Source organism: Ottowia sp., from assembly GCF_047601385.1.
GTDB lineage: Bacteria > Pseudomonadota > Gammaproteobacteria > Burkholderiales > Burkholderiaceae_C > Ottowia.
The window spans coordinates 3,852,823-3,876,911 of the sequence record NZ_JASGJP010000001.1; the positions used below are offsets into that span (position 1 = coordinate 3,852,823).

Genomic DNA, 24,089 nt, shown 5'->3' on the forward strand with positions numbered 1-24,089 from the left:
TCCGCGACCAACCGCTGGCAGCGCGTCAAACCCAAAGAGCCCCAAGGCCGCGGAGCAGGCCGGCCATGCAAGACGCTCCGCGACCAACCGCTGGCAGCGCGTCAAACCCAAAGAGCCCCAAGGCCGCGGAGCAGGCCGGCCATGCAAGACGCTCCGCGACCAACCGCTGGCAGCGCGTCAAACCCAAAGAGCCCAAAGGCCGCGGAGCAGGCCATGCCAGCAACCGCCGTGGCCGGACCTGTGCCGGCCACTGGCGGTGCCCCCTCGAGGGGGGTGGCGCAACAGCGCGCAGCGCGTGGAGCCTGGGGGTGGACCTATATCTCCCGGCTGCGCGCCAGCGGCGGATTGGCGGCGAAGTATTTCTGGATGCCGCTGATGAGCGCGTTGGCCAGGTCGTTCTGGTAGCTGTCGGTGCGCAGGCGGCGCTCTTCCTCGGGGTTGCTGATGAAGGCGGTCTCCACCAGCACGCTGGGCACGTCGGGGTTGCGCAGCACGGCGAAGTTGGCGCGCTCCACGCTGCGCTTGTGCAGGCGGCCGACGCTGCCGATCGGGCCCAGCATGGCGGCGCCCAGTTGCAGGCTGTCGCGGATCTGGGCGGTGGTGCTCATGTCGAGCAGCACGCTCTGCACGTGCTGGTCCCTGGCGGCGACGTTCACGCCGCCGACGCGGTCGGAGTCGTTCTCCTTGTTGGCCAGCCAGCGCGCCGCGGTGCTGGAGGCGCCGCGCTCGGACAGCGCATAGACGCTGGCGCCGCTGGCGTTGGGGTGCGGCACGGCGTCGGCGTGGATGCTGATGAACAGGTCGGCGCCCACGCGGCGCGCCTTCTCCACCCGTGTGGCGAGCGGCACGAAGAAGTCGGCGTCGCGCGTGAGGAAGGCGCGCATCGGGCTGCCGCCCACCGTGGTGTTGTTGATGCGGTCGCGCAGCTTCAGGGCGATCTGCAGCACCACGTCTTTCTCGTGCGTGCCGCCGGGGCCGATGGCGCCCGGGTCTTCGCCGCCGTGGCCGGGGTCGAGGGCGACGATGATCAGGCGGTCGGTGCGGGCGGGCGGCGGGCGGTTGGCGCCGCCGCTGGCCGGCGGTTTCCGCGCGGGCGGCGGCGCGGGCGCGCGGGCCACCGCGTCGCCGCCGGGCCGCGCCAGGCCGTTGGCGCGCTCGATCTGGCGCGCGATCAGCTCGCCCAGCGTGTCGGGTGCGCCCGGGTCGGCGGCGCGCGGGGTGCCGAGGTCGCGCATGCGCTCGGCGATCAGCGCTTCCAGCGGATCGACCGGGTTGGCCGGGTAGAGGTCGAACACCAGCCGGTGCTGGTAGGCCGCCGCCGGCGCCAGCGTGAAGACCTGCGGCTCGATCTCGTGCTTGAGGTCCACCACCAGGCGCACCACGCCGGGCGCGTTCTGGCCGACGCGGATGCCGGCGATGTTGGGGTCGTCGGCGCGCACCTTGGCCACCAGCTCGCGCAGGGCGGGGTTCAGCTCCAGCCCGTCGATGTCCACCGCCAGCCGGGGCGGCGAGCCGACCATGCGGTGCGTGGCCTTGAGCGCGGTGTCGGACTCGATCGTGACGCGCGTGTAGTCCTCGGCCGGCCAGATGCGCACGGCCACGATGCCGGCGCCGCGCGCGATGTGCTGGCGGCCCAGCAGCAGCACCAGCGTGCCGCCCTGCAGCAGGGTGCGGCGGCGCGTCATTCAGCGATCTCCGCCAGCAGCCGCGCGCCCAGGGGTGTGGGCGCCGTCAGCTCGACTGCGCGCGCGCCGTCGGCCAGCGCCGCGATGCGCAGCACCAGGTCGGGCTCGGGCAGCAGGCCGGCGGCGTTCTCGGGCCATTCGGCCAGTTTCAGGCCGGGGGCGGCGAAGACGTCGCGAAAGCCGGCGTCGGCCCACTCGCGCGGGTCGCTGAAGCGGTAGAAGTCGAAGTGCGACACCGCCAGCCCGTCGGGTGTCTCGTGGGGCTCGACCACGGCGTAGGTGGGGCTCTTGACGCGGCCCTGCACGCCCAGGGCGCGCAGCAGGTGGCGCACGAAGGTGGTCTTGCCGGCGCCCAGCTCGCCGCGCAGCTCGACGAAGGCGTTGCGCAGCGCGGGCCGCGCGGCCAGGCGGGCGGCGAAGGCGGCGGTGTCGGCCTCGGTGCGCCAGCGCAGCGCGGCGGCGGGCGGCAAAAGGTGCGAACTGCTGCACATTGGAGACATGTAACCTAGGTGGGCGTTGCGCCGGACGCTGCTATTTTCATAGCATTCCGCCCGCATCGTCAACCCGGGCAGCGATTTCGATGGGGCACGACGCTTTGAGTGACTGACGGCGCATCAAGCCGCAAGAGCCCGATGGCCGCGGAGCGGGCCACGCCAGTGCGCTCCTGGCCGGGGTTTCCCCGGTCAGCGGGCGCGCCCCCTCGAGGGGGGAGGCGCAACATCGCGCAGCGAGTGGAGACACGGGGGTGGTCAAAACCCACCGAGGACACCCAGCGCGAACGGCAGGCTGGCCATGCCCAGCAGGGTGGAGAGCGTCACCAGCGCGGCCACGTAGGGCCCGTTGTAGCCCATGCGCGCGGCCAGCACGTAGCAGCTCGACGCCGTGGGCAGCGCCGAGAAGGTGAGCAGGATCAGCGCTTCCGGCCGGCCCAGCGCGAACGCGCGCGCCAGCAGCAGCGCGACCACGGGCAGGGCCAGGTGCCGGATCGCCAGCACGCCGGCGCCCAGCAGCTTGCCGCGCGCCAGGCTCTGGAGCTGCATGCCGGCGCCGGCGGCCATCAGCCCGAGCGCGATGGAGGCCGAGCCGATGCGCGTGACGGTGGGCGTCAGCCACTGCGGGATCGCCAGCCCCGCCAGGTTGGTGGCCAGCCCCAGCGCGGTGGCGATGATGAGCGGGTTGCGCGCCAGCTCGCCCAGGAAGCCGCGCCCGGCGTGCCGCGCCATCGGCCACACGGCGGCGACGTTGCACAGCGGCACGCCCACGCCGATCAGCACCGCGATCAGCTGCAGGCCCTGCGCGCCGCTCAGCCGCTCGGCCAGCGCCAGGCCGATGAAGGAGTTGAAGCGGAACGCCACCTGCGCGCTGGCCGCGTGGTCGCGCGGCTCGATGCGGCCCGCCAGGCCCGGCAGCCGGGGCAGGGCGTAGGCCAGCCCGATGCCGGCCAGGCTCAGCGCCAGCCCGGCGCCCATCAGGCTGGAGGCGGCGCGCAGGTCCAGCGGCGTGCGCACGATGGACTGGAACAGCAGCACCGGAAACAGAAAGTAGTACACCAGCCCCTCCGCCGCCTGCCACACCGGCCGGTCGAGCGCGGTGTGCCGGCACAGCAGGTAGCCGATGAGGATGAGCGAGAAGTCGGGGAGCAGCAGTTGGGCGTAATGCACCGCGCGAGCATAACGGCCGTGCTTCGGGGTTTGCCCGCAGTGGCGCCGAATCGGGGGAACAAGCCGTTACGATGGGCGCTCTCTGGTTCTACGGCCCATCCCTTTCAGTTCAAGGAGACCCCCACCCATGCAACGCCGCCACCTGATTTGCCTTGCCGCCGCCTCGCTGGCCGGCGGCGGCGCCTTCGCCCAGGCGTACCCGACCAAGCCGATCCGCATCGTGGTGCCGTTCGCGGCCGGCGGCACCACCGACATCATCGCGCGCGTGGTGTCCGAGCCCCTGGGCAAGGCGCTGGGCCAGCCCGTGATCGTGGACAACAAGGGCGGTGGCGGCGGCGTCATCGGCGCCGCCGAGGTGGTGCGCGCGGCGCCGGACGGCTACACGCTGAGCATGGCCACGGTGTCCACCACCGCCGCCAACCCGGCGATCAACAAGAAGATCCCGTACGACCCGGTGGCGGACTTCGCGCCCATCATCAACATCGCCGCCACGCCCAACATCATCGCCGTGCACCCCAGCTTCCCGGCCAAGGACTACAAGGCGTTCATCGCGCTGCTCAAGGCCAGCCCGGGCAAGTTCTCCTACGCCTCGTCCGGCACCGGCGGCATCGGCCATCTGCTGATGGAGCTGTACAAGAGCCTCACCGGCACCTTCGTCACCCACATCCCGTACCGCGGCGCCGGCCCGGCGCTGAACGACGTGGTGGCCGGCCAGGTGCCGATCATGTTCGACAACCTGCCCTCGGCGCTGCCCTTCATCAAGTCCGGCAAGCTGGTGCCCATCGTGGTGTCGGCGCCCAGCCGCCTGAAGGACCTGCCCGACACGCCCACCTTCAAGGAAGTGGGCCTGGAGCCCGTCAACCGCCTGGCCTACTACGGCTTCCTGGCGCCCAAGGGCACGCCCAAGGACATCATCGACAAGCTGAACGCCGCCACCAAGAAGGCGCTGGAGGAGCCGGCGGTGAAGAAGCGCATCGAGGACACCGGCTCCATCATGGTGGCCAACACGCCCGAGGAATTCGCCAAGCAGATCAAGGACGAGTTCGCGGTGTACAAGGAAGTGGTGGCCAAGCAGAAGCTCACGCTGGATTGAAGTGAAACACCCCCTGAGTCGCCTTCGGCGCCTTCCCCCTCTCTCTTCGGGAGGGGGACAACGCCAATGCCCGGCGCAGGTCCGTGCATGGCGTTCGCTGGCCTGGCCTGCTCCACGGCCTTCGGCTCCCGGCGTTTCGTGCGTCGCGGGCGCTGTGAAAAACTGATCCGTTCTGTTCTCGCCGCCACGAAAACCCGCCACCCGGCGGGTTTTCTTTTGCTATTATTTAAATAGCTGCCATCGATTGCTGGGCGGGCTCTGGATGCTAATTTCATTCATATTCCCGGATTTGGTATCGTCGCCGCCGTGACCTCCGATCCTTCGCCCGACCCGACCATCGACCGCTTCATCGACGCCCTGTGGCTGGAGGACGGCCTGGCGCCCAATTCGTTGGCCGCCTACCGGCGCGACCTCACGCTCTACGCCCGCTGGCTGCATGACGCGCACGGCCTGCCGCTGCCCGAGACGCAGGAGCACCACTTGCAGGGCTACTTCGCCGCCCGCGCCGGCACCCGCGCCACCTCGGCCAACCGGCGGTTGACGGTGTTCAAGCGCTACTTCCGCTGGGCGCTGCGCGAGCATCTGGTGGCCGCCGACCCCACGCTGAAGCTGCTGGCCGCCCGGCAGCCGCTGCGCGTGCCCAAGACCCTGAGCGAGGCGCAGGTCGAGGCGCTGCTGGCCGCGCCCGACACCGCCACGCCGCTGGGCCTGCGCGACCGCACCATGCTGGAGCTGATGTACGCCAGCGGCCTGCGCGTGAGCGAGCTGGTCGCGCTCAAGACCGTCCACGCCGGCCTGAACGAAGGCGTGCTGCGCGTGATGGGCAAGGGCGGCAAGGAGCGCCTGGTGCCCTTCGGCGAGCTGGCGCGCGACTGGCTCCAGCGCTGGCTGCGCGACGGCCGTCCGCAGGTGCTGGGCCCGCGCCAGAGCGACGCGCTGTTCGTCACCAGCGCCGGCCGCACGCCCGGCACGGCGATGTCGCGCGTGATGTTCTGGAACCTCGTCAAGCGCTACGCGCGCCAGGCGGGCGTCAGCGCGCCGCTGTCGCCCCACACGCTGCGCCACGCCTTCGCCACGCACCTGCTCAACCACGGCGCCGACCTGCGCGCGGTGCAGATGCTGCTGGGCCATGCCGACATCTCCACCACCACCATCTACACCCACGTCGCGCGCGAGCGGCTGAAGACGCTGCATGCGCAGCACCATCCGCGTGGGTGAGGATGCGTGTTATGAGATAAATTGGCCTCCAGCGCCCGTCCGGCAAGCGCGAGCAGCTATCAATGCAGTAGCGAACGGCATGCCGGCGCCAGCCTCACGGCGGCACGCTGACGCCGGCCAATGACCCCAGCGCGCGCGTCTCCTGCTCCATGAAAGCGAGCAGCGCGGCCAGCGCGGCGCTGTTGTGGCGGCGCTGCGCGTAGGCGGCGTACAGCCACACGTCCTTCGGCACGTAGTCGGCCAGCACCGGCACCAGCGCGCCGCTGTCCAGGTGGCTGGCGATGGCGGCGGTGGACAGGAGGACCACGCCCAGGTCCTGCAGCGCCATCGTCACCAGCGGCGCGATGTCGGTGGCGTCCACCAGCGGCTGCAGCGGCACGCCCAGGGGCCTGCCGTTCTCCACGAACTGCCACACCGGCGCCTGCCCGTGGGGCGACATCGAGAGCGTGCGGTGCCCGGCCAGCTCGCGCGGGTGCGCCGGCGTGCCGTTCGCGCGCCAGTAGGCGGGCGTGGCGACCACGCTGAAATCGATGCGCATGAGCTTGCGCACGATGATGCCGGCATCGGGGATCGGCCCCACGCGCAGCGCCACGTCCACGCCTTCCTCCACCAGGTCCACCAGCCGGTTGGTGATGTGCAGCTGCAGCGACACCGCCGGGTGCAGCGTCAGGAAGCGCCCCAGCACCGCCGGCACGGGCGTCTGCATCAGCGGGTGCGAGGCGGAGAGGGTCAGGCGCCCGCTGGGCTTGGTGGCGCGCTCCAGCAGCTCGCCCTCGGTGAACTGCACCAGCTCCAGCATCGGGCCGGAGCGCTCGTACAGCAGCTGGCCGGCGTCGGTCAGCGACACCTTGCGCGTGGTGCGGTTGAACAGGCGCACGCCGAAGCGCGCCTCCAGCGCGGCGACGTACTTGCTGACGTTGGCGGGCGACATGTCGAGCGCGCGCGCCGCCGCCGAGAAGCTGCCCCGGCGCGCCACCTCGCGGAAGGTCTGAAGCAGGTCGAGCGAGTCCATTGTTTCCGATCTGGAAAAAGTGAAATTCGATCCGGGTGGTTTTTTAAACGAGTGTAGCGGCGCAAAGTACGTCCCACGGGGCCGGCACTACCAAGCGATGCAGACCCCACCGCCCAGGCCCACCGGCCGGGCACCCGTGAATCGCTTGAATTGAGAACTGAAAAGGAATCGCATCATGAACACCAAGCACATCGCCCTGTCCTCCGTCCTGGCCCTGGCCGCTTTCTCCGGCAGCGCTTTCGCCGCCGGCCCGGCGTCCGGCGAAGGCCCGCTGTTCCTGGACCAGCCCGCCCAGGCGTCCACCGTGTCGCGCGCCGAGGTGCGCGCCGAGGCCGCGCGCCAGCAGCCCGTGGCCGGCGACCTGTCGGAAGCGGTGGCGGCCCAGGCCGAGTCCGGGCTCACCCGTGCCGAAGTCCGCGCCCAGGTGCGCGAAGCCGTCGCCCACGGCCGCTACGTGACCAGCGGCGAGCTGAGCTGACCGGCCCCACCGGCGCGCCTGGCGCGCCGGCCTGGCCCGATGAACGCCGCGCGGTGCAGCACGCACCGCGCGGCGTTTGCTTTTTTTACCGCCGGGCCGTCCTAAGGTAAAAACGGCCCCCTCGGGGGGCAGCGGACCACGCGCAGCGGGGGAGTGTGTGGGGGGCTTTTTTACCGCCGGGCCGTCCCAAGGTAAAAACGGCCCCCTCGGGGGGCAGCGGACCACGCGCAGCGGGGGAGTGTGTGGGGGCTTTTTTACCGGCCCAGCTCGTCCAGCTCCGCCAGCGAGAAGCCCGCGGCCCGCCGCGCCGCCTGGTTGAACGGGCCCTTGAGGCGCGGCGCCTGGTGGCGGCGCGCCAGCAGGCGGTAGTGCGCCACGGGCTCCAGCCCCTGGCGCGCGCACAGCCAGCCGTACCAGTGGTTGCCGATGGCGACGTGGCCGATCTCGTCGCGCAGGATGACGTCGAGGATCTCGCACGCCGCCAGCGCGTCGGGCGTGCCCACGGCGCGCAGCTTGGCCTGGATCAGCGGCGTGGCGTCCAGCCCGCGCGCCTCCAGCGTGCGCGGCACCAGGGCCATGCGGGCGGTGACGTCGCCGGCGGTCTGCTCGCACATCGCCCACAGGCCGCCGTGGGCCGCGAAGTCGCCGTAGCGGTGGCCCAGGCGCGTTTGCAGGTGGGTGTGCAGCAGCGTGAAGTGGCGCGCCTCCTCGGCCGCCACGCGCAGCCAGTCGCGGTAGAAGGCTTCGGGCATGGCGGGGAAGCGCCACGCGGCGTCGAGCGCCAGGTTGATGGCGTTGAACTCGATGTGGCAGATGGCGTGCACCAGCGCCGCGCGGCCCTCGGGCGTGTGCACGCTGCGCCGGGGCACCTGCGCCGGGTCGGTCAGCGCGGGCCGCGCGGGGCGCCCGGGCAGGCCGGGCGGGGCGGCCAGGGCGGCGTCGATTGCTATCGTTAAAGTAGCTGCCTGCGCTTGCAGGCCAAGCGCCAGGGCCGCTTTTCGTTCAGGATCGGGTTCGCAGAGGGCCTGCAAAGCTGAGGTGCGCAACTCCATCCCTAGAATTGTAGTTTTCAGCCCCCGCAGAGGAGAACCAGAACCATGGCCGTATACGAAGTGGATGGCAAGGCCCCGCAGGTGCATTCGACCGCCTGGATCGCCGATTCGGCCGAGGTGATGGGCAACGTGCACCTCGGCCCCGACGCCAGCGTGTGGTTCGGCTGCGTGCTGCGCGGCGACACCGAGACCATGACCATCGGCGAGGGCAGCAACGTGCAGGACCTGAGCGTGCTGCACGCCGACTTGGGGCAGCCGCTCGCCATCGGCCGCCACGTCACCGTGGGCCACAAGGTGATGCTGCACGGCTGCACCATCGGCGACGAGTCGCTGATCGGTATCGGCGCCATCGTGCTGAACGGCGCGCGCATCGGCCGCAACTGCCTGGTGGGCGCCGGCGCGCTGGTGACCGAGGGCAAGGAGTTCCCCGACGGCAGCATGATCGTCGGCGCCCCGGCGCGCGCCGTGCGCCAGCTCACGCCCGAGCAGATCGAGGGCCTGCGCCGCAGCGCGCAACACTACATCGACAACGCGCGGCTGTTCCGCGCCACCTTGAAAAAGCTCCCCTGACGCTCGAACTGCCTGGGATGTCCGAACTGCACAAATTCATCTTCGACGGCCTGCCGGTGCGCGGCCAGCTGGTGCGCCTGACCGACGCCTGGCAGGAAGTGCTGCGCCGGCGTGCCGCCAACACGCAGACCGGCGCCTACCCGCCCCCGGTGGCCGAGCTGCTGGGCGAGATGGCCGCCGCCGCCGTGCTGATGCAGGGCAACATCAAGTTCGACGGCGCGCTGGTGATGCAGATCGCCGGCGACGGTCCCGTCAAGGTCGCCGTGGCCGAGGTGCAGTCCGACCTGCGCCTGCGCGCCACCGCCTCGGTGGTGGGCGCGGTGGCCCCCGGCGCGCGCCTGACCGAGCTGGTGAACGCGCGCGGCCAGGGCCGTTGCGCCATCACGCTCGATGCGCGGGGCCGCCAGCCCGGCCAGCAGCCTTACCAGGGCGTGGTGCCGCTGGTGGACGAGGGCGGGGCGCCGATCGGCACCCTGGCGGGCGTGATCGAGCACTACATGCGCCAGTCCGAGCAGCTCGACACCACCCTGGTGCTGGCCGCCGATGAGCAGGTGGCCGCCGGCCTGCTGCTCCAGCGCCTGCCGGTGCAGGGCGAGGCCAACCTGTCTCGGAGCAGCGTGGCGCGCGAGGAGGGCGAAGGCGGCGAGGACGACTACCGGCGCCTGGCCATCCTGGCGCGCAGCCTCCAGCGCGAGGAACTGCTGGGGCTGGACGCCGACACCATCCTGCGCCGCCTGTTCTGGGAGGAGAAGCTGCTGCGCTTCCCGCCGCTGGCGGGTGGCGAGGGGCCGCGCTTCGCTTGCTCGTGCAGCCGCGATCGCATGACCGCGATGCTCAAAGGGCTGGGCGTGGAGGAGGCCGGATCGATCCTGGCCGAGCAGGGCCGCATCGAGGTGGGCTGCGACTTCTGCGGCCGGCAGGAGCGGTTCGACGCCGTGGACGTGGCGCGCCTGTTCACGCCGGCCGAGCAGCAGCAGCCGCAGCCCGGCTCGGTGCAGTGACCAGCGAGCGATGCGCTTCGACGTCATCACCCTGTTCCCCGAGCTGTTTGCTCCTTTTTTGGAAGCTGGCGTCGCTCGCCGGGCCTATGCCAACGGCCAGATCGACCTGAAACTCTGGAATCCGCGCGACTTCGCCGAGGGCAACTACCGCCGCGTCGATGACCGCCCCTTCGGCGGCGGCCCCGGCATGGTGATGCTGGCTGAGCCGCTGGCGCGCTGCCTGGCGGCGATCCGCGCCGCGCGGGCGGACGACGCGCCCGTGCTGCTGTTCTCGCCTATCGGCGAAGTGCTGCGCCACGCCGCCGTCGAGCGCTGGGCAGCCGGCAGCGGCGCCATTCTGGTGTGCGGGCGCTACGAAGGCATCGACCAGCGCTTCATCGACGCCCACGTCGATGCGCAGATCAGCCTGGGCGATTTCGTGCTGTCGGGCGGCGAGATCGCCGCGCTGGCGCTGCTGGACGCGGTGGCGCGGCTGCAACCCGGCGTGCTGAATGACGAGGGCAGCCACCAGGCCGACAGCTTCAACCCCGCCGTCGACGGCCTGCTGGACTGCCCCCACTACACCCGCCCCGAGGACTGGCAGGGCCGCCGCGTGCCGGCCGAGCTGCTGTCCGGCCACCACGCGCGGATCGAGCAATGGCGGCGCCAGCAGCGTCTGGCACTGACCCTGCGCCACCGGCCCGACCTGCTGGCGGCCGCCCGCGCCGCCGGCCGCCTGACGCACGCCGACGAGCAGGTGCTGGCGCGCCTCGCGGCCAGGCTATAATCAAAGGCTTTTCGATCCTCTGCCGGCCGCGGCGCCACCCCGGAGCCGCCTTTTAGCGTAGCGCGCGCACGATCGAGACAGGAAACCGAAATGAACCTGATCCAGACCCTCGAGCAAGAGGAAATCGCCCGCCTGGGCAAGAAGATCCCCGATTTCGCCCCCGGCGACACCGTGATCGTCAGCGTCAACGTCGTCGAAGGCAGCCGCAAGCGCGTGCAGGCTTATGAGGGCGTGGTCATCGCCAAGCGCAACCGCGGCCTGAACAGCGGCTTCACGGTGCGCAAGATCTCCAGCGGCGAAGGCGTGGAGCGCACCTTCCAGACCTACAGCCCGCTGATCGCCGGCATCGAGGTCAAGCGCCGCGGCGACGTGCGCCGCGCCAAGCTGTACTACCTGCGCGAGCGCTCCGGCAAGTCCGCCCGCATCAAGGAAAAGCTGCCCAGCCGCGTGACCAAGCAGACCAGCGCCGCTGCGTGACCGCGCCCACCGGCGCGCGCCGAAACCGCCTGCAGCGTTGGCCGCTCCAGGCGGTTTTTTCTTTTCCGGCGCCGTTTCACCCATGATCTCCAAGCCGACGTTCGCGCTGCCCAGCTTCGACCCGCGCCGCGTGGCGGTCTCGGGGGTGGACGCGCACCTGCCCGCGGTGCCGGCCGAGCGACTCGCGCCGGCCGCGCTGCGCCAGCGCTTCGCCGCGCCGCCCGACTGGCGGCCCGAACTGCGGCGCGAGCCGCGCTTCACCGACCGCGCGCCGGCCGCCGCCGCCGTGCTGGTGCCGCTGGTCGAGCGGCCGGGCGGCCTGACCGTGCTGCTGACCGAGCGCACGGCCCACCTGTCGAACCACTCGGGGCAGGTCGCGTTCCCGGGCGGCAAGGTCGATCCGCAGGACGCGGACGCCGCTGCCGCCGCGCTGCGCGAGGCCGAGGAGGAGGTGGCGCTGCCGCGCGGCTTCGTGGAGGTGATCGGGCGGCTACCGGTGTACGTCACCGGCACCCAGTTCATCGTCACCCCCGTGGTGGCGCTGGTGCGGCCGGGCTTCGTGCTGCATCCCAACCCCGACGAGGTGGCGCATGCGTTCGAGGTGCCGCTGGCCTTTTTGATGAACCCGGCGCACCACCGCCGCCACCGCTTTGAGTGGGAGGGGCAGGTGCGCGAGTGGTTCTCCATGCCCTACGTCGAGCCGGCCCGCGCCGAACCGGCGGCGGGCGAGTCGCCGCCCACGCCCGACAGCGAGGTGGAGCGCTTCATCTGGGGCGCCACCGCCGGCATGTTGCGCAACTTCTACAGGTTCCTGGCCGCCTAGCGGCGCCGCACCACGGCGGTGCGGCGGGTGGCTATCATCGGCCATGGCCTTGTTCGCAATAGTGATAGCGCTCCTGCTAGAGCAGGTGCGCCCCCTGGCGCCGCACAACCCGGCGGCGGCCGGCCTGCACGGCTGGGTGCGCGCGGTCGGCCGCGGCGTGGACGCGGGCGGCGAGCAGCATGGCTGGCTGGCGTGGGCACTGGCCGTGGTGCTGCCGGCGCTGGTGGCGGCGGGCGTGCACGGGCTGCTGGGTTGGCTGGGCGGCTGGCCGCTGCAACTGCTGTGGAGCGTGTTCATCCTCTACCTCACGCTCGGCTTTCGGCAGTTCAGCCACCACTTCACGGGCATCCGCGATGCGCTGGAAGCCGGCGACGAGAACCGCGCGCGCACCCTGCTGGCGCGCTGGCAGCAGGTGGACGCCGCCGCGCTGCCGCGCAGCGAGATCGTGCGCCACGTGATCGAGTATTCGGTGCTGGCCGCGCACCGCCACGTGTTCGGCGTGCTGGCGTGGTTCTGCGTGCTGGCGGTGCCGGGGCTGGGGCCGGCGGGCGCGGTGTTCTACCGCAACGCCGAGTACGTGCTGCGCTACTGGCGCCGCAAGGCGCAGGCGGCCGACCAGCCGGTCAGCCCGGCGCTGGTGCAGGTGGCCGAGCGGGCCTGGCGGGCGGTGGACTGGTTGCCGGCGCGCTGCACGGCGCTGGGCTTCGCCATCGTGGGCAGCTTCGAGGACGCGGTGGACGTGTGGCGCAGCCACGCCGCGCGCTTTGCCGACGCCAACGACGGCGTGGTGCTGGCGGCCACGGCCGGCGCGCTCGGCGTGCGGCTGGGCGGCGCCGCGCTCAAGCCGCTGGCGCGCGACCAGGCGGGCCAGGCGGCCGGCGCCGGGGCGCTGGCGGCCGAGGGCCTGCCGGGCAAGCCGCCGACCACCGCGCACTTCTCGCAGGTGGTCGGGCTGCTGTGGCGCATGGTGGCGCTGTGGCTGCTGCTGCTGGTGCTGCTGACGCTGGCCCGCGTGATGGGCTGAACGCCCGTGTTTCCGGGTTCAGCGCCTTTTGGGCCTCCAGCGCCCGTCGATGAAGCGCTGGCAGCTATTTAAAAAGTAGCATCCAGGTGGCGGTGCCCGGCCGCCGCGCTGCCGGCGCGGTGGATCGGCTACGCTTGAGAAATGAACTTCCCACTTCCCGAGAAGCCGCGCGGCAGGCCCCTGGACGGGCTGCGCGTGGTCGAGTTCACGCACATGGTCATGGGGCCGACCTGCGGCCTGGTGCTGGCTGACCTGGGTGCGGAAGTCGTCAAGGTCGAGCCCATCGAGGGCGACCGCACGCGCCACCTGCTGGGCGCCGGGGCGGGCTTCTTTCCCATGTTCAACCGCGGCAAGCGGAGCATCGCCATCGACCTGCGCCACCCCGAGGGCGCGGCGGCGGCGCGCCGGCTGGCGCTGTCGGCCGACGTGGTGGCCGAGAACTTCAAGCCCGGGGCCCTGGCCCGGTACGGGCTGGATTACGCGGCGCTGGCGGCGGGCAACGAGCGCCTGATCTACGTCAGCTGCAAGGGCTTCCTGCCTGGCCCCTACGAGCACCGCACGGCGCTGGACGAGGTGGTGCAGATGATGGGCGGCCTGGCCTACATGACCGGGCGCCCGGGCGACCCGCTGCGCGCCGGCAGCAGCGTGAACGACATCATGGGCGGCATGTTCGGCGCCATCGGCGCCCTGGGCGCGCTCATCCAGCGGGGCATCACCGGCAAGGGGCAGGCGGTGCAGAGCGCGCTGTTCGAGAACAACGTGTTCCTGGTCGGCCAGCACATGATGCAGTACGCCATCACCGGCGAGCCGGCCGCGCCCATGCCCGAGCGCATTTCGGCCTGGGGCGTGTACGACGTGTTCACCGTGAAGGACGGCGAGCAGATCTTCCTCTCGGCTGTCAGCGACGGACAGTGGCGCACCTTCTGCGACGCGCTGGGCCTGAGCGACCTGCGGGACGACCCGCGCCATGCCACCAACAACGACCGCGTGCGCGCCCGCGCCACGCTGCTGCCGGCCCTGCGCCAGCGGCTGGCCGGGCGCGGCGCGGACGAGCTGGCCGCCATCTTCGAGCGCGAGGGCCTGCCGTTCGCGCCCATCCGCCGGCCCGAGGAGCTGTACGACGACCCGCACCTGCGAGCCACCGGCGGCCTGGACGAGGTCACGCTGACCGACGGCGCGCGCGCCGGCCAGACCGCGCGCGCCACCCTGCTGCCGCTGACCATGGACGGCGAACGCATCGGCGTCGGCCAGCCGCTGGCCCACAAGGGCGAGCACACCGACGCGGTGCTGGCCCAGGCCGGCTACGGCGCGGACGAGATCGCCGCGCTGCGTGCCGCCGGCGCCGTCGCTTGACTGGCGCGAGGCGTTTTCTAGGGTAATTCCCGAGCCGGCGGGGCGCGGCATCGGCAGGCGGCCCCGATACAATTATTAACCGACCGATCGGTCAGTTTATGCGCCAGGATCACCTGCCTGGCGCGTAGCCGGGCGATCGGCAGACCCCCATCCATCCGTCTGGAGACACTCCCATGAAGTTGAAGAATCTGGTGCTGCTGGGTGCCGCCCTGTTCGGCACGACCGCCGCCGTATGGGCCGACGTGAACGTCGGCGTCACCGTGTCCTCGACCGGGCCGGCGGCCTCGCTCGGCATCCCCGAGCGCAATACCATCTCGCTGATGCCCAAGACCATCGGCGGCCAGAAGGTCAACTACATCGTGCTGGACGACGCCTCGGACACCACCGGCGCGGTCACCAACACCCGCAAGCTGATCACCGAGCACAAGGTGGACGTGGTCATCGGCTCGTCCACCACGCCCAACTCGCTGGCCATGATCGACGTCGTGGCCGAGGCGCAGACGCCCATGATCACCCTGGGCGCCTCGGCCTCCATCATCGAGCCGCAGGATGCCAAGAAGCGCTGGGTGTTCAAGGTGCCGCAGAACGACATCATGATGGCGCTGGCCATCGCCGAGCACATGGCCGGCAACGGCGTCAAGACGGTGGGCTTCATCGGCTTCGCCGACGCCTACGGCGAGGGCTGGTACCGCGAGACCGTGAAGGCGCTGGAGATCAAGAAGATCCAGCTGATCGCCAATGAGCGCTTCTCGCGTACCGACACGGCCGTCACCGGCCAGGTGCTGAAACTCATGGGCGCCAAGCCCGACGCCGTGCTGATCGCCGGCTCCGGCACGCCCTCCGCGCTGCCGCAGAAGGCGCTGAAGGAGCGCGGCTACACGGGCAAGATCTACCAGACCCACGGCGTGGCCAACAACGACTTCCTGCGCGTGGGCGGCAAGGACGTGGAAGGCACGCTGCTGCCGGCCGGCCCGGTGCTGGTGGCCGACCAGTTGCCCGCCAGCAACCCGGTGCGCAAGTCGGCGCTGGAATACATCGCCGCCTACGAGGCCGCCAACGGCAAGGGCAGCACGTCCACCTTCGGTGGCCATTCGTGGGACGCCGGCAAGCTGTTGCAGGCCGCCATTCCGGTGGCGCTGAAGAAAGGGCAGCCCGGCACGCCGCAGTTCCGCACCGCGCTGCGCGACGCGCTGGAAGGCGTGAAGGAAGTGGCCGGCGCGCACGGCATCTTCAACATGTCGCCGCAGGATCACCTGGGCCTGGACCAGCGCGGCCGCGTGATGGTGAAGATCGAGAACGGCGCCTGGAAGTACCAGCCCTGAGCATCTCCGTGTCAGAATGAGCACCTGCGCAGACCCACCCTGCGCGGGCAGCTACAACAAACATAGCGGGCCGGCGCTGGCCCGCTGGAGCGAGACGCATGGATCTACAGATCGCGCTGATGCTGGCGCAGGACGGCGTGGTCAACGGCGCCGTCTACGGCCTGATGGCGCTGGCGCTGGTGCTGGTCTTTTCCGTCACCCGGGTCATCTTCATTCCGCAGGGCGAGTTCGTGGCCTACGCCGCGCTGGCGATGGCCGCGCTGCAGGCCGGCAAGCTGCCGCCCATCATCTGGCTGCTGCTGGCCCTGGCCGTGCTGACCCTGGCGGTGGAGGGCTGGCGGCAGCTGCGCGGCGCGCGCGTGGCCTGGAAGCCCACCCTGGTGTGGGCGGTGCTGCTGCCGCTGGTGGCGCTGGGGCTGGTGGCGGGGCTGAAGCCCACCTCCCAGGTCGGGCAGACGCTGGCGGTGCTGGCGCTCATCGTGCCCATGGGGCCGCTGCTGTACCGCCTGGCCTTCCGCCCGCTGGCGCGCGCCACGGTGCTGATCCTGCTGATCGTGTCCGTGGCGCTGCACCTGGTGATGGTGGGGCTGGGCCTGTTCTTCTTCGGCGCCGAGGGCTCGCGCACGGCGCCGATGTCGGAGGCGCGCTGGGACCTGGGCGGCATCCCCGTCAGCGGGCAGTCGCTGGTGGTGATCGGCTCGGCGGTGGTGCTGGTGGTCGTCATGTTCCTGTTCTTCGAGCGCTCGATCATCGGCAAGGCGCTGCGCGCCACCGCCATCAACCAGGTCGGCGCGCGGCTGATGGGCATCCCGACCGAGCTGTCGGGTGACCTGAGCTTCGCGCTGGCGGCGCTGATCGGTGCCGTCTGCGGCATCCTGATCGCGCCCATCACCACCATCTACTACGACACCGGCTTCCTGATCGGCCTGAAGGGCTTCGTGGCGGCCATCGTCGGCGGCCTGCACAGCTACCCGCTGGCGCTGCTCGGCGCGCTGCTGGTGGGGCAGCTGGAATCGTTCTCCTCGTTCTGGGCCAGCGCCTTCAAGGAGGTGCTGGTGTTCACGCTCATCATCCCGGTGCTGTGGTGGCGTTCGCTCAACACCCATCACGTGGAGGATGAAGAATGACCTCCCGTCATCTCACCTGGATTGCCATCGCGCTGCTGGCGCTGGCCTGGGGCCTGTTGCCCGACTTCACCGTCACCCTGCTGAATTACATCGGGCTGTACGCGATGGTGGCCGTCGGCCTGGTGCTGCTGACCGGCGTGGGCGGCATGACCTCGTTCGGTCAGGCGGCCTTCGTCGGCCTGGGCGCCTACGCCACGGCGTGGATCACCACCTCGCCGCAGGCCGCGCAGGCGCTGGCCGCGCTGCCGGCCGGCCTGCTGCCGTGGCTGGGGCTGCTGCTGGGCCTGGTGGTCACCGCGCTCATCGCCTGGGGGCTGGGCGCGGTCACGCTGCGGCTGTCGGGCCACTATCTGCCGCTGGGCACCATCGCCTGGGGCCTGAGCCTGTACTACATCTTCGGCAACCTCGACGTGCTGGGCGGCTTCACCGGGCTGTCGGGGCTGCCGCCGCTCAAGCTGTTCGGGCTGGACATGACCTCGCCGCGCGTGCTGGGCGTGTTCATCTGGGCGCTGCTGCTGCTGGGCATCTGGGCGCTGCACAACCTGCTGGATTCGCGCCCGGGGCGCGCCATCCGCTCGCTCAAGAGCGGGCGCGTGATGGCCGAGTCGATGGGCGTGGACACCGGCCAGTACCGCATCAAGCTGTTCGTGCTGGCGGCGCTGCTGGCGGCGGTGTCGGGCTGGCTGTACGCGCACCTGCAGCGCTTCGTCAACCCGACGCCGTTCGCGCTCAACATCGGCATCGAATACCTCTTCATGGCCGTGGTCGGCGGCTCCGGCCACCTGTGGGGCGCGGTGCTGGGCGCGGCGCTGATCACGCTGCTGAAGTCCGAGTTGCAGGACTGGCTGCCCCAGGTGCTGGGCACCACGGGCAACTTCGAGACCGTGGTGTTCGGCCTGGTCATGCTGCTGGTGCTGCAGCGCGCGGCCGACGGGCTGTGGCCCATGCTCGCCGGCGCCACGCGCCGCTTCGTCAGGCCGCCGGCACGCGCGGGCACGCAGGCCGCGCCGGCGCCGTTGGCCACGCGCGCGCTGCCGCCGGCCGGCGAGGTGACGCTGGAGGCCAAGGACGTCACCAAGCGCTTCAGCGGCCTGGTGGCCAACAACGCCGTCAACCTGGACGTGAAGGCGGGCGAGGTGCACGCGCTGATCGGCCCCAACGGCGCTGGCAAGAGCACCTTCTTCAACATGATCTCGGGCGTGGACGACCCCACCTCCGGCACCGTGCGGCTGATGGGCCAGGCCATGGCCGGCAAACCCTCGCGCGACTTCGCCCGGCTGGGCCTGGGCCGCACCTTCCAGCACGTGCGGCTGCTGGGCCAGCGCAGCGTGCTGGAGAACGTGGCGGTGGGCGCGCACCTGCGCGGCCACCGCGGCTGGGTGTCGGCCATGCTGCGCACCGACCGCCACGAGGAGGCCGCGCTGCTGGCCGAGGCGCGCAAGCAGATCGAGCGCTGCGGCCTGCTCGACTACGTCGACACGCCCGCCGCCTCGCTGCCGCTGGGGCAGCAGCGCATCGTCGAGATCGCCCGCGCGCTGGCCGGCCACCCGGCCGTGCTGCTGCTGGACGAGCCGGCCGCCGGCCTGCGCCACCTGGAGAAGCAGTCGCTGGCCAAGCTGCTGACGCAACTGCGCGCCGAGGGCCTGGCGATCCTGGTGGTGGAGCACGACATGGAATTCGTCATGAACCTGGCCGACCGCGTGACGGTGCTCGAGTTCGGCACCGTGATCGCCTCCGGCACGCCGGCCGAGGTGCAGGCCGACCCGCGCGTGCTGGCGGCCTACCTGGGTGGAGACCTGTCGTGAGCCAAGCGCTGCTGGAACTGGAGAATTTTTCCGTCTGCTACGGCCCGGTCGAGGCTGTGCACCAGGTCTCGCTGACCGTGGGCGAGGGCGAGATCGTCACCGTCATCGGCCCCAACGGCGCCGGCAAGTCCACGCTGCTGAACGCGACGATGGGCCTGCTGCCCTCCAGCGGCGCGCTGCGGCTCGCGGGCAAGGCGATCGCGCGGCCCAGTGTGGAGGCCATGGTGGATGCCGGCGTCGGCCTGGTGCCCGAAAAGCGCGAGCTGTTCGGCGAGATGTCGGTCGAGGACAACCTGCTGCTCGGTGGCTTCACCCGCTGGCGGCGCGGCCAGCGCGACCAGAAGGAGCGCATGGCCGAGGTGTTCAAGCTGTTCCCGCGCCTGGAGGAGCGGCGCGCGCAGATGTCGTCCACGCTGTCGGGCGGCGAGCGCCAGATGCTGGCCATCGGCCGCGCGCTGATGGCGCGCCCGCGCCTGCTGATGCTGGACGAGCCCTCGCTCGGCCTGGCGCCGCTGATCGTGCGCGAGGTGCTGAACATCGTCGCCTCGCTGCGCGCGCTGGGCGTGTCGGTGCTGCTGGTGGAGCAGAACGCGCGCGCCGCGCTGAACGTGGCCGACCGCGGCTACGTGCTGGAGATGGGCGAAGTCGCGCTCACCGGCCCGGCCGGCGAGCTGATGCACGACCGGCGCGTGATCGAGACCTACCTGGGCGTGGGCGGCCACAAGGCGGCCTGAGCGGCCCGCGCATCCGGATGCTCCCGAATAGATAGCTGCCAGCGCTTGCCAGGCGGGCGCTGAAACCCTGTTTGGCATAAAGGCTTCGGCGGCCTCTACCACTAATCCCGACTGCACCGCCAGGTCAACCTTGACTTGCTTCAAGGACGGCCCGGGGCCGCCTCCCTACGCTCAATGGGCTTTCAGAATCCCACGAGCAAGGAGCAGGCCCATGAGCATCCCCGCGTCCGGCGGATTCACCAAGGAGATGGCACGCAACATCTTCTACGGCGGGTCGCTGTTTTTCATCCTGGTCTTCGTCGGGCTGGTGTTCCACACCGAGCGGCAGATTCCCGCGCGCTCCAACCAGCCGGCCCTGACCGACGCCGTGGCGCGCGGCAAGATGGTGTGGGAGCAGAACAACTGCATCGGCTGCCACACGCTGCTGGGCGAAGGCGCCTACTTCGCGCCCGAACTGGGCAACGTCTGGCGGCGCCGCGGCGGCGCCGAGGGCGGGGGCGACTTCATCAAGGCCTGGATGAAGGCCCAGCCCACGGGCGCGCCGGGCCGCCGGCAGATGCCGCAGTTCAACCTGAGCGAGCAGCAGCTCGACGACCTGGTCGAGTTCCTGAAGTGGAGCAACGGCATCGACGCCGAGAAGTGGCCGCCCAACATCGAAGGCTGACATCATGCGCAACACCTCCCTTCTCAAGTACAAGTCGCAGGCGGTCGCCAAGCCCTATTTCATCGCCGCCATCGGGCTGTTCGTGGGCCAGATCCTGTTCGGGCTGGTCATGGGCGTGCAGTACATCCACGGCGATTTCCTGTTCCCGGCGATCCCGTTCAACGTGGCCCGCATGGTGCACACCAACCTGCTGATCGTGTGGCTGCTGTTCGGCTTCATGGGCGCGGCCTACTACATGGTGCCGGAGGAGTCCGAGACCGAGCTGTATTCGCCCAAGCTGGCGCTGCTCACGTTCTGGGTCTTCCTGGCCGCCGGCGCCGCCACCGTGCTGGGCTACCTGCTGGTGCCCTACGCCAGGCTGGCCGAGATGACCGGCAACGATCTGCTGATGACCATGGGGCGCGAGTTCCTGGAGCAGCCGCTGCCCACCAAGGTCGGCATCGTGATCGTCGCGCTGGCCATGCTGTTCAACGTCAGCATGACCTACCTCAAGGGCCGCAAGACCACCATCACCACGGTGCTGCTGCTCGGGCTGTGGGGGCTGGCGCTGCTGTTCCTGTTCGCCTTCGTCAACCCGCACAACCTGGTGCGCGACAAGATGTACTGGTGGTGGGTGGTGCACCTGTGGGTGGAAGGCGTGTGGGAGCTGATCCTGGCCTCGCTGCTGGCCTACGTGCTGATCAAGACCACCGGCGTGGACCGCGAGGTGGTGGACAAGTGGGTGTACGTGATCATCGCCTTCGCGCTGTTCACCGGCATCCTGGGCACCGCGCACCACTACTACTTCATCGGGCTGCCGGGCTACTGGCACCTGGTGGGCAACATCTTCTCGTCGCTGGAGCCGATCCCGTTCTTCCTGATGACGATGTTCGCCTTCCGCATGGTGCAGCGGCGCCGGCGCGACCACGCCAACCAGGCCGCCATGCTGTGGGCCGTGGGCTGCGCGGTGATGGGCTTCCTGGGCGCGGGCGTGTGGGGCTTTCTGCACACGCTCAGCTTCGTCAACTACTACACGCACGGCACGCAGCTGACGGCCTCGCACGGGCACCTGGCGTTCTACGGCGCCTACGTGCTGGTGGTGATCGCCATCATCAGCTACGCCATGCCCACGCTGCGCGGGCGCGTCGCCAACAGCTACCGGGCGCAGTCGGTCGAGATGTGGTCGTTCTGGGTGATGAGCATCGGCATGGGCATCATGGTGCTGGCCATGACCGGCGCCGGCATCCTGCAAGTGTGGCTGCAGCGCATGCCCGAGAGCGGCGCCATGCCCTTCATGGCCGCGCAGGACCAGATGATGTTCTTCTACTGGGTGCGCCTGGCCGGCGGCGGGCTGTTCCTGACCGGGCTGGCGATGTACCTGTGGAGCTTCTTCATCGGCGGCGCGCCGGCCGAGGAGCCGCTCGACAGCCCGCGCGGCGGCATGATGATGCCCAGCCCCGCGCAGCGCCGGCTGCAACACGACTGAAAAGAAGGTGCCCGCCATGTACCGCGACGAGCCGAACGGCACCGGCGTGCCCCTGCCGTTCTACGCCGAGCAGGGCGGCGAGTGCGCGCTGTTCGAGCACGCCTTCCGCCAGCGCCTGCCGGTGCTGCTGAAAGGCCCCACCGGCTGCGGCAAGACGCGCTTCGTCGAGCACATGGCGGCGCGCCTCGCGCGCCCGCTGGTCACCGTGAGCTGCCACGACGACCTGACCGCCGCCGACCTGGTGGGCCGCCACCTCATCGGCGACGGCAACACCGTCTGGCACGACGGCCCGCTGGCGCGCGCCGTGCGCCAGGGCGCCCTCTGCTACCTGGACGAAGTGGTCGAGGCGCGCAAGGACACCACCGTGGTGCTGCACCCGCTGGCCGACGACCGGCGCCAGTTGCCCATCGAGCGCACCGGCGAGCTGTTGCAGGCGCCGCCCGAGTTCATGCTGGTGGTTTCCTACAACCCCGGCTATCAGAACCTGCTGAAGAACCTCAAGCCCAGCACGCGCCAGCGCTTCGTGGCGCTGACTTTCGACTACCCCGCGCCCGAGGTGGAGCGCCGCATCGTGGCGGCCGAATCGGGCGTGGACGAGCGCCTGGCCACGCGCCTGGTCAAGCTCGCCAGCGCGCTGCGCCGGCTGACCGACCAGGACCTGGAGGAGACCGTCAGCACGCGGCTGCTGGTGGTGGCCGCACGCCTCGTCGCCAGCGGCCTGCCCGAGCTGGCGGCCTGCCGCGCGGCCATCGTCGATGCGTTGACCGACGACGCCGACACCGCCGAGGCGCTGAACGAAGTCGTGCTGGCCGCCTTCAACACGGACTGACGCATGGAAGAGTGGGTCGGCGCCCGCTGGCACCGCTTCATCACCCGGGCGGCGGACGCCACCTGCCCGCGCGCCGAGGTGCAGTTGGAACAGGTGCGGCGCGCCATCGAGATGCTGTTCCGCGCCGCTGGTGGCGACGCGCTGGTGCGCGTGGCGCCGGCCACGGCGCAGCGCATCGGTGGGCCGCGCGGCTGGTTGCAGCGCGTGGCGGGCGCGGGGCAGCGCGCGGCGCTCAGCACGCTCGACGCCGAGACGCTGGCGCTGCCGCCCGCGCTGGCCGTGTTCGACGACGCGGCGCTGAACCGCGACCTGTACCTGTGGCTGGCGGCGCAGAGCGCCTGCCACACCGGCGCCGAAGGCGGCTGGATCGCCGGCAACCTGGCCGCGACCGCGCGGGCGCTGGCGCGTTTCCCTGGCCTGCGCGCGCGCTACCGCCGGCTGGTGCAGGCGCACCTGGCCGCGCGGCCCGACCCGCGGCGCCTGCGCGGCGCGGCCGCCGATGCCGAGCAGGCCGTGCAGCAGGCGCTGCGCGCCACGCTGGCGGACGATTTCCGCGCGGCCAGCCCGGCGCAACCGGCGCCGCACGCCATCGCCCCGGTGTGGGTGTGGCTGCATGCGCACCGCGCGGATGCTCCTGATTCGGGAGCTGCCAGCGCAGACCCGGCGGGCGCTGGAGCCGAAAATCGTCCTGAAAGACCGGCCGACGCCCGGACCCAGCAGGACCACAAGCGCCGCCGCGCCGAGCGCGCCGAGGACACCACCAGCAGGAACGGCCTGGTGATGTTCTTCCGCGCCGAGTCCATCCTGAGCTGGAGCGAGTTCGTGCGCGTCAACCGCACCGGCGACGACGAGGACGACCAGGATGCCCGCCAGGTCGCCGACGACATGGAGCAGCTCGCCATCGCGCGCCATGGCGAGACGCTGGCCGCGCGCGTCAAGTTCGACCTGGACCTGCCCAGCGCCAGCGCCGACGACCTGTCGGTGGGCGAGGGCGAGCCCCTGCCCGAGTGGGACTACCGGCAGGCCCGGCTGGTCCCTGATCGCTGCCGCGTACAGCGCCTGCGCGCCCGCCCCGCCGCCGACGATGCTACCGATTCCGGAGCTGCCAGCGCTTGTCCTGAGCCGTCCGCAGGCCGAAAACACCTCAAATCCGTATCGCGCCAGGTGCGCCGCCGCTTCGACGCCCTGCGCGCCGCGCCGCGCTGGCAGCACGGCCTGACGCAGGGCGACGAGCTGGACCTGGACGCCTGGGTGCGCTTCCAGGTGGACCGGCAGGGCCGCCGCCTGCCGCACGGCGACTCGCCCGCCGTGTGGGCGCGCCGCGCGCGCAGCGAGCGCAGCATGGCCGCCCTGGTGCTGGCCGACCTGTCGCTCTCCACCGACGCCTACGCCACCCGGCAGGCGCGCGTCATCGACCTGGTGCGGGACAGCTTGTTCGTCTTCGGCCATGCGCTGGGCGCCGTGGGCGACCCGTTCGAGCTGCTGGGCTTCTCGTCGGTACGGCGCGACATCCGCATCCACGAGCTCAAGCGCTTCGACGAGCCCTGGGACGCCGCCGCGCAGGCGCGCGTGGCCGCCATCCGCCCCGGCTTCTACACCCGGCTGGGCGCGGCCGTCCGCCACGGCGCCCGGCGCCTGGGCCGGCGGCCCGAGCGCCAGCGCCTGCTGCTCATCCTCTCCGACGGCAAGCCCAACGACCTCGACCACTACGAGGGCCGCCACGGCCTGGAGGACGCGCGCCACGCCATCCACGAGGCGCGCCAGGCCGGCCTGGTGCCGTTCTGCGTCACCATCGACCAGCAGGCCCAGGCCTACCTGCCGCGCCTGTTCGGCAGCCAGGGCTACGCGCTGGTGCACCGGCCCGAGCAACTGGCGCGCGCGCTGGCTCGGGTCTACGTCCGGCTGACGGCAAACGCGCGCTGACCCAAGG

The 24,089-nt window shown here is 71.2% G+C and carries 23 protein-coding genes; 18 read left to right on the plus strand and 5 right to left on the minus strand.

Annotation, left to right across the window (positions count from 1 at the left end):
- Positions 1 to 314: 314 nt before the first annotated feature.
- The 3 genes from QM772_RS18615 to QM772_RS18625 all read right to left on the minus strand — a co-directional run bounded on the left by QM772_RS18615 (position 315) and on the right by QM772_RS18625 (position 3,346).
- Positions 315 to 1,685 (minus strand): N-acetylmuramoyl-L-alanine amidase, encoded by a 1,371-nt coding sequence (locus QM772_RS18615; RefSeq protein ID WP_415139156.1) that lies wholly within the window; start codon positions 1,683 to 1,685, stop codon positions 315 to 317.
- Positions 1,682 to 2,185 carry a tRNA (adenosine(37)-N6)-threonylcarbamoyltransferase complex ATPase subunit type 1 TsaE gene (gene tsaE / locus QM772_RS18620; protein WP_415139158.1) on the minus strand — a complete coding sequence of 168 codons (504 nt, stop codon included), beginning with the start codon at positions 2,183 to 2,185 and terminating at the stop codon, positions 1,682 to 1,684. Before tsaE ends, QM772_RS18615 begins: the two co-directional genes overlap by 4 nt.
- 249 nt (positions 2,186 to 2,434) lie before the next feature.
- Positions 2,435 to 3,346 (minus strand): AEC family transporter, encoded by a 912-nt coding sequence (locus tag QM772_RS18625; protein ID WP_415139160.1) that lies wholly within the window; start codon positions 3,344 to 3,346, stop codon positions 2,435 to 2,437.
- A gap of 127 nt (positions 3,347 to 3,473) precedes the next feature.
- Here QM772_RS18625 and QM772_RS18630 point away from each other — a divergent pair, with 127 nt between their 5' ends.
- Together QM772_RS18630 and xerD are read left to right on the plus strand one after the other, a co-directional pair.
- Positions 3,474 to 4,439, plus strand: a complete 966-nt coding sequence (locus QM772_RS18630) for a tripartite tricarboxylate transporter substrate binding protein BugE (RefSeq protein WP_415139162.1) — start codon at positions 3,474 to 3,476, stop codon at positions 4,437 to 4,439.
- A gap of 306 nt (positions 4,440 to 4,745) precedes the next feature.
- The gene (gene xerD, locus QM772_RS18635; RefSeq protein ID WP_415139164.1) at positions 4,746 to 5,657 is read left to right on the plus strand and encodes a site-specific tyrosine recombinase XerD; all 912 of its coding nucleotides are present in this window, start codon (positions 4,746 to 4,748) and stop codon (positions 5,655 to 5,657) included.
- A 94-nt stretch (positions 5,658 to 5,751) separates the two neighbouring features.
- Here xerD and QM772_RS18640 read toward each other — a convergent pair whose 3' ends face one another.
- Complete coding sequence (locus QM772_RS18640) at positions 5,752 to 6,669, minus strand: LysR substrate-binding domain-containing protein (protein WP_415139166.1); 918 nt, start codon at positions 6,667 to 6,669, stop codon at positions 5,752 to 5,754.
- Between the two features lie 175 nt (positions 6,670 to 6,844).
- On the opposite strand from QM772_RS18640, the gene QM772_RS18645 reads away from it, so the two are divergent.
- A complete protein-coding gene (locus tag QM772_RS18645) occupies positions 6,845 to 7,147 on the plus strand; it encodes a DUF4148 domain-containing protein (RefSeq protein WP_415139168.1) in 303 nt (100 codons plus the stop codon).
- Between the two features lie 254 nt (positions 7,148 to 7,401).
- Here the strand turns inward: QM772_RS18645 and QM772_RS18650 are convergent, their stop codons facing one another.
- Complete coding sequence (locus QM772_RS18650) at positions 7,402 to 8,199, minus strand: ferritin-like domain-containing protein (protein WP_415139170.1); 798 nt, start codon at positions 8,197 to 8,199, stop codon at positions 7,402 to 7,404.
- A 45-nt stretch (positions 8,200 to 8,244) separates the two neighbouring features.
- Between QM772_RS18650 and QM772_RS18655 the strand changes: the two genes are divergently transcribed.
- The 15 genes from QM772_RS18655 to QM772_RS18725 all read left to right on the plus strand — a co-directional run bounded on the left by QM772_RS18655 (position 8,245) and on the right by QM772_RS18725 (position 24,082).
- Positions 8,245 to 8,769: a gamma carbonic anhydrase family protein gene (locus QM772_RS18655; protein ID WP_415139172.1), complete on the plus strand. Its 525-nt coding sequence runs from the start codon at positions 8,245 to 8,247 to the stop codon at positions 8,767 to 8,769.
- Positions 8,770 to 8,786: 17 nt separating this feature from the next.
- Positions 8,787 to 9,770, plus strand: coding sequence for an Hsp33 family molecular chaperone HslO (locus tag QM772_RS18660; RefSeq protein WP_415139174.1), 984 nt, complete (start codon positions 8,787 to 8,789; stop codon positions 9,768 to 9,770).
- Positions 9,771 to 9,780: 10 nt separating this feature from the next.
- Entirely contained in the window at positions 9,781 to 10,536 is a 756-nt protein-coding gene (trmD, locus tag QM772_RS18665) for a tRNA (guanosine(37)-N1)-methyltransferase TrmD (RefSeq protein ID WP_415139176.1), read from the plus strand.
- Positions 10,537 to 10,626: 90 nt separating this feature from the next.
- Positions 10,627 to 11,013, plus strand: coding sequence for a 50S ribosomal protein L19 (gene rplS / locus QM772_RS18670; protein WP_415139178.1), 387 nt, complete (start codon positions 10,627 to 10,629; stop codon positions 11,011 to 11,013).
- A gap of 82 nt (positions 11,014 to 11,095) precedes the next feature.
- Positions 11,096 to 11,836, plus strand: a complete 741-nt coding sequence (locus tag QM772_RS18675) for a CoA pyrophosphatase (protein ID WP_415139180.1) — start codon at positions 11,096 to 11,098, stop codon at positions 11,834 to 11,836.
- Positions 11,837 to 11,879: 43 nt separating this feature from the next.
- Positions 11,880 to 12,860, plus strand: a complete 981-nt coding sequence (locus tag QM772_RS18680; protein ID WP_415139182.1) for a CobD/CbiB family protein — start codon at positions 11,880 to 11,882, stop codon at positions 12,858 to 12,860.
- A 141-nt stretch (positions 12,861 to 13,001) separates the two neighbouring features.
- Complete coding sequence (locus tag QM772_RS18685) at positions 13,002 to 14,213, plus strand: CaiB/BaiF CoA transferase family protein (protein WP_415139184.1); 1,212 nt, start codon at positions 13,002 to 13,004, stop codon at positions 14,211 to 14,213.
- A 173-nt stretch (positions 14,214 to 14,386) separates the two neighbouring features.
- Positions 14,387 to 15,535: an ABC transporter substrate-binding protein gene (locus tag QM772_RS18690; protein WP_415139186.1), complete on the plus strand. Its 1,149-nt coding sequence runs from the start codon at positions 14,387 to 14,389 to the stop codon at positions 15,533 to 15,535.
- 98 nt (positions 15,536 to 15,633) lie between these two features.
- Positions 15,634 to 16,662: a branched-chain amino acid ABC transporter permease gene (locus QM772_RS18695; RefSeq protein WP_415139188.1), complete on the plus strand. Its 1,029-nt coding sequence runs from the start codon at positions 15,634 to 15,636 to the stop codon at positions 16,660 to 16,662.
- Entirely contained in the window at positions 16,659 to 18,467 is a 1,809-nt protein-coding gene (locus QM772_RS18700) for an ABC transporter permease subunit (RefSeq protein ID WP_415139190.1), read from the plus strand. The genes QM772_RS18695 and QM772_RS18700 overlap by 4 nt, the downstream gene beginning before the upstream one ends.
- On the plus strand, positions 18,464 to 19,201 hold the full coding sequence (locus QM772_RS18705; RefSeq protein ID WP_415139192.1) for an ABC transporter ATP-binding protein: 738 nt from the start codon (positions 18,464 to 18,466) through the stop codon (positions 19,199 to 19,201). The genes QM772_RS18700 and QM772_RS18705 overlap by 4 nt, the downstream gene beginning before the upstream one ends.
- Positions 19,202 to 19,412: 211 nt before the next feature.
- Positions 19,413 to 19,865: a c-type cytochrome gene (locus QM772_RS18710; protein ID WP_415139194.1), complete on the plus strand. Its 453-nt coding sequence runs from the start codon at positions 19,413 to 19,415 to the stop codon at positions 19,863 to 19,865.
- A 4-nt stretch (positions 19,866 to 19,869) separates the two neighbouring features.
- A complete protein-coding gene (locus QM772_RS18715; protein WP_415139196.1) occupies positions 19,870 to 21,330 on the plus strand; it encodes a cbb3-type cytochrome c oxidase subunit I in 1,461 nt (486 codons plus the stop codon).
- A 16-nt stretch (positions 21,331 to 21,346) separates the two neighbouring features.
- Entirely contained in the window at positions 21,347 to 22,159 is an 813-nt protein-coding gene (locus tag QM772_RS18720) for a CbbQ/NirQ/NorQ/GpvN family protein (protein ID WP_415139198.1), read from the plus strand.
- Positions 22,160 to 22,162: 3 nt separating this feature from the next.
- Positions 22,163 to 24,082, plus strand: a complete 1,920-nt coding sequence (locus QM772_RS18725) for a nitric oxide reductase activation protein NorD (protein WP_415139200.1) — start codon at positions 22,163 to 22,165, stop codon at positions 24,080 to 24,082.
- The last annotated feature ends 7 nt before the right edge of the window (positions 24,083 to 24,089 follow it).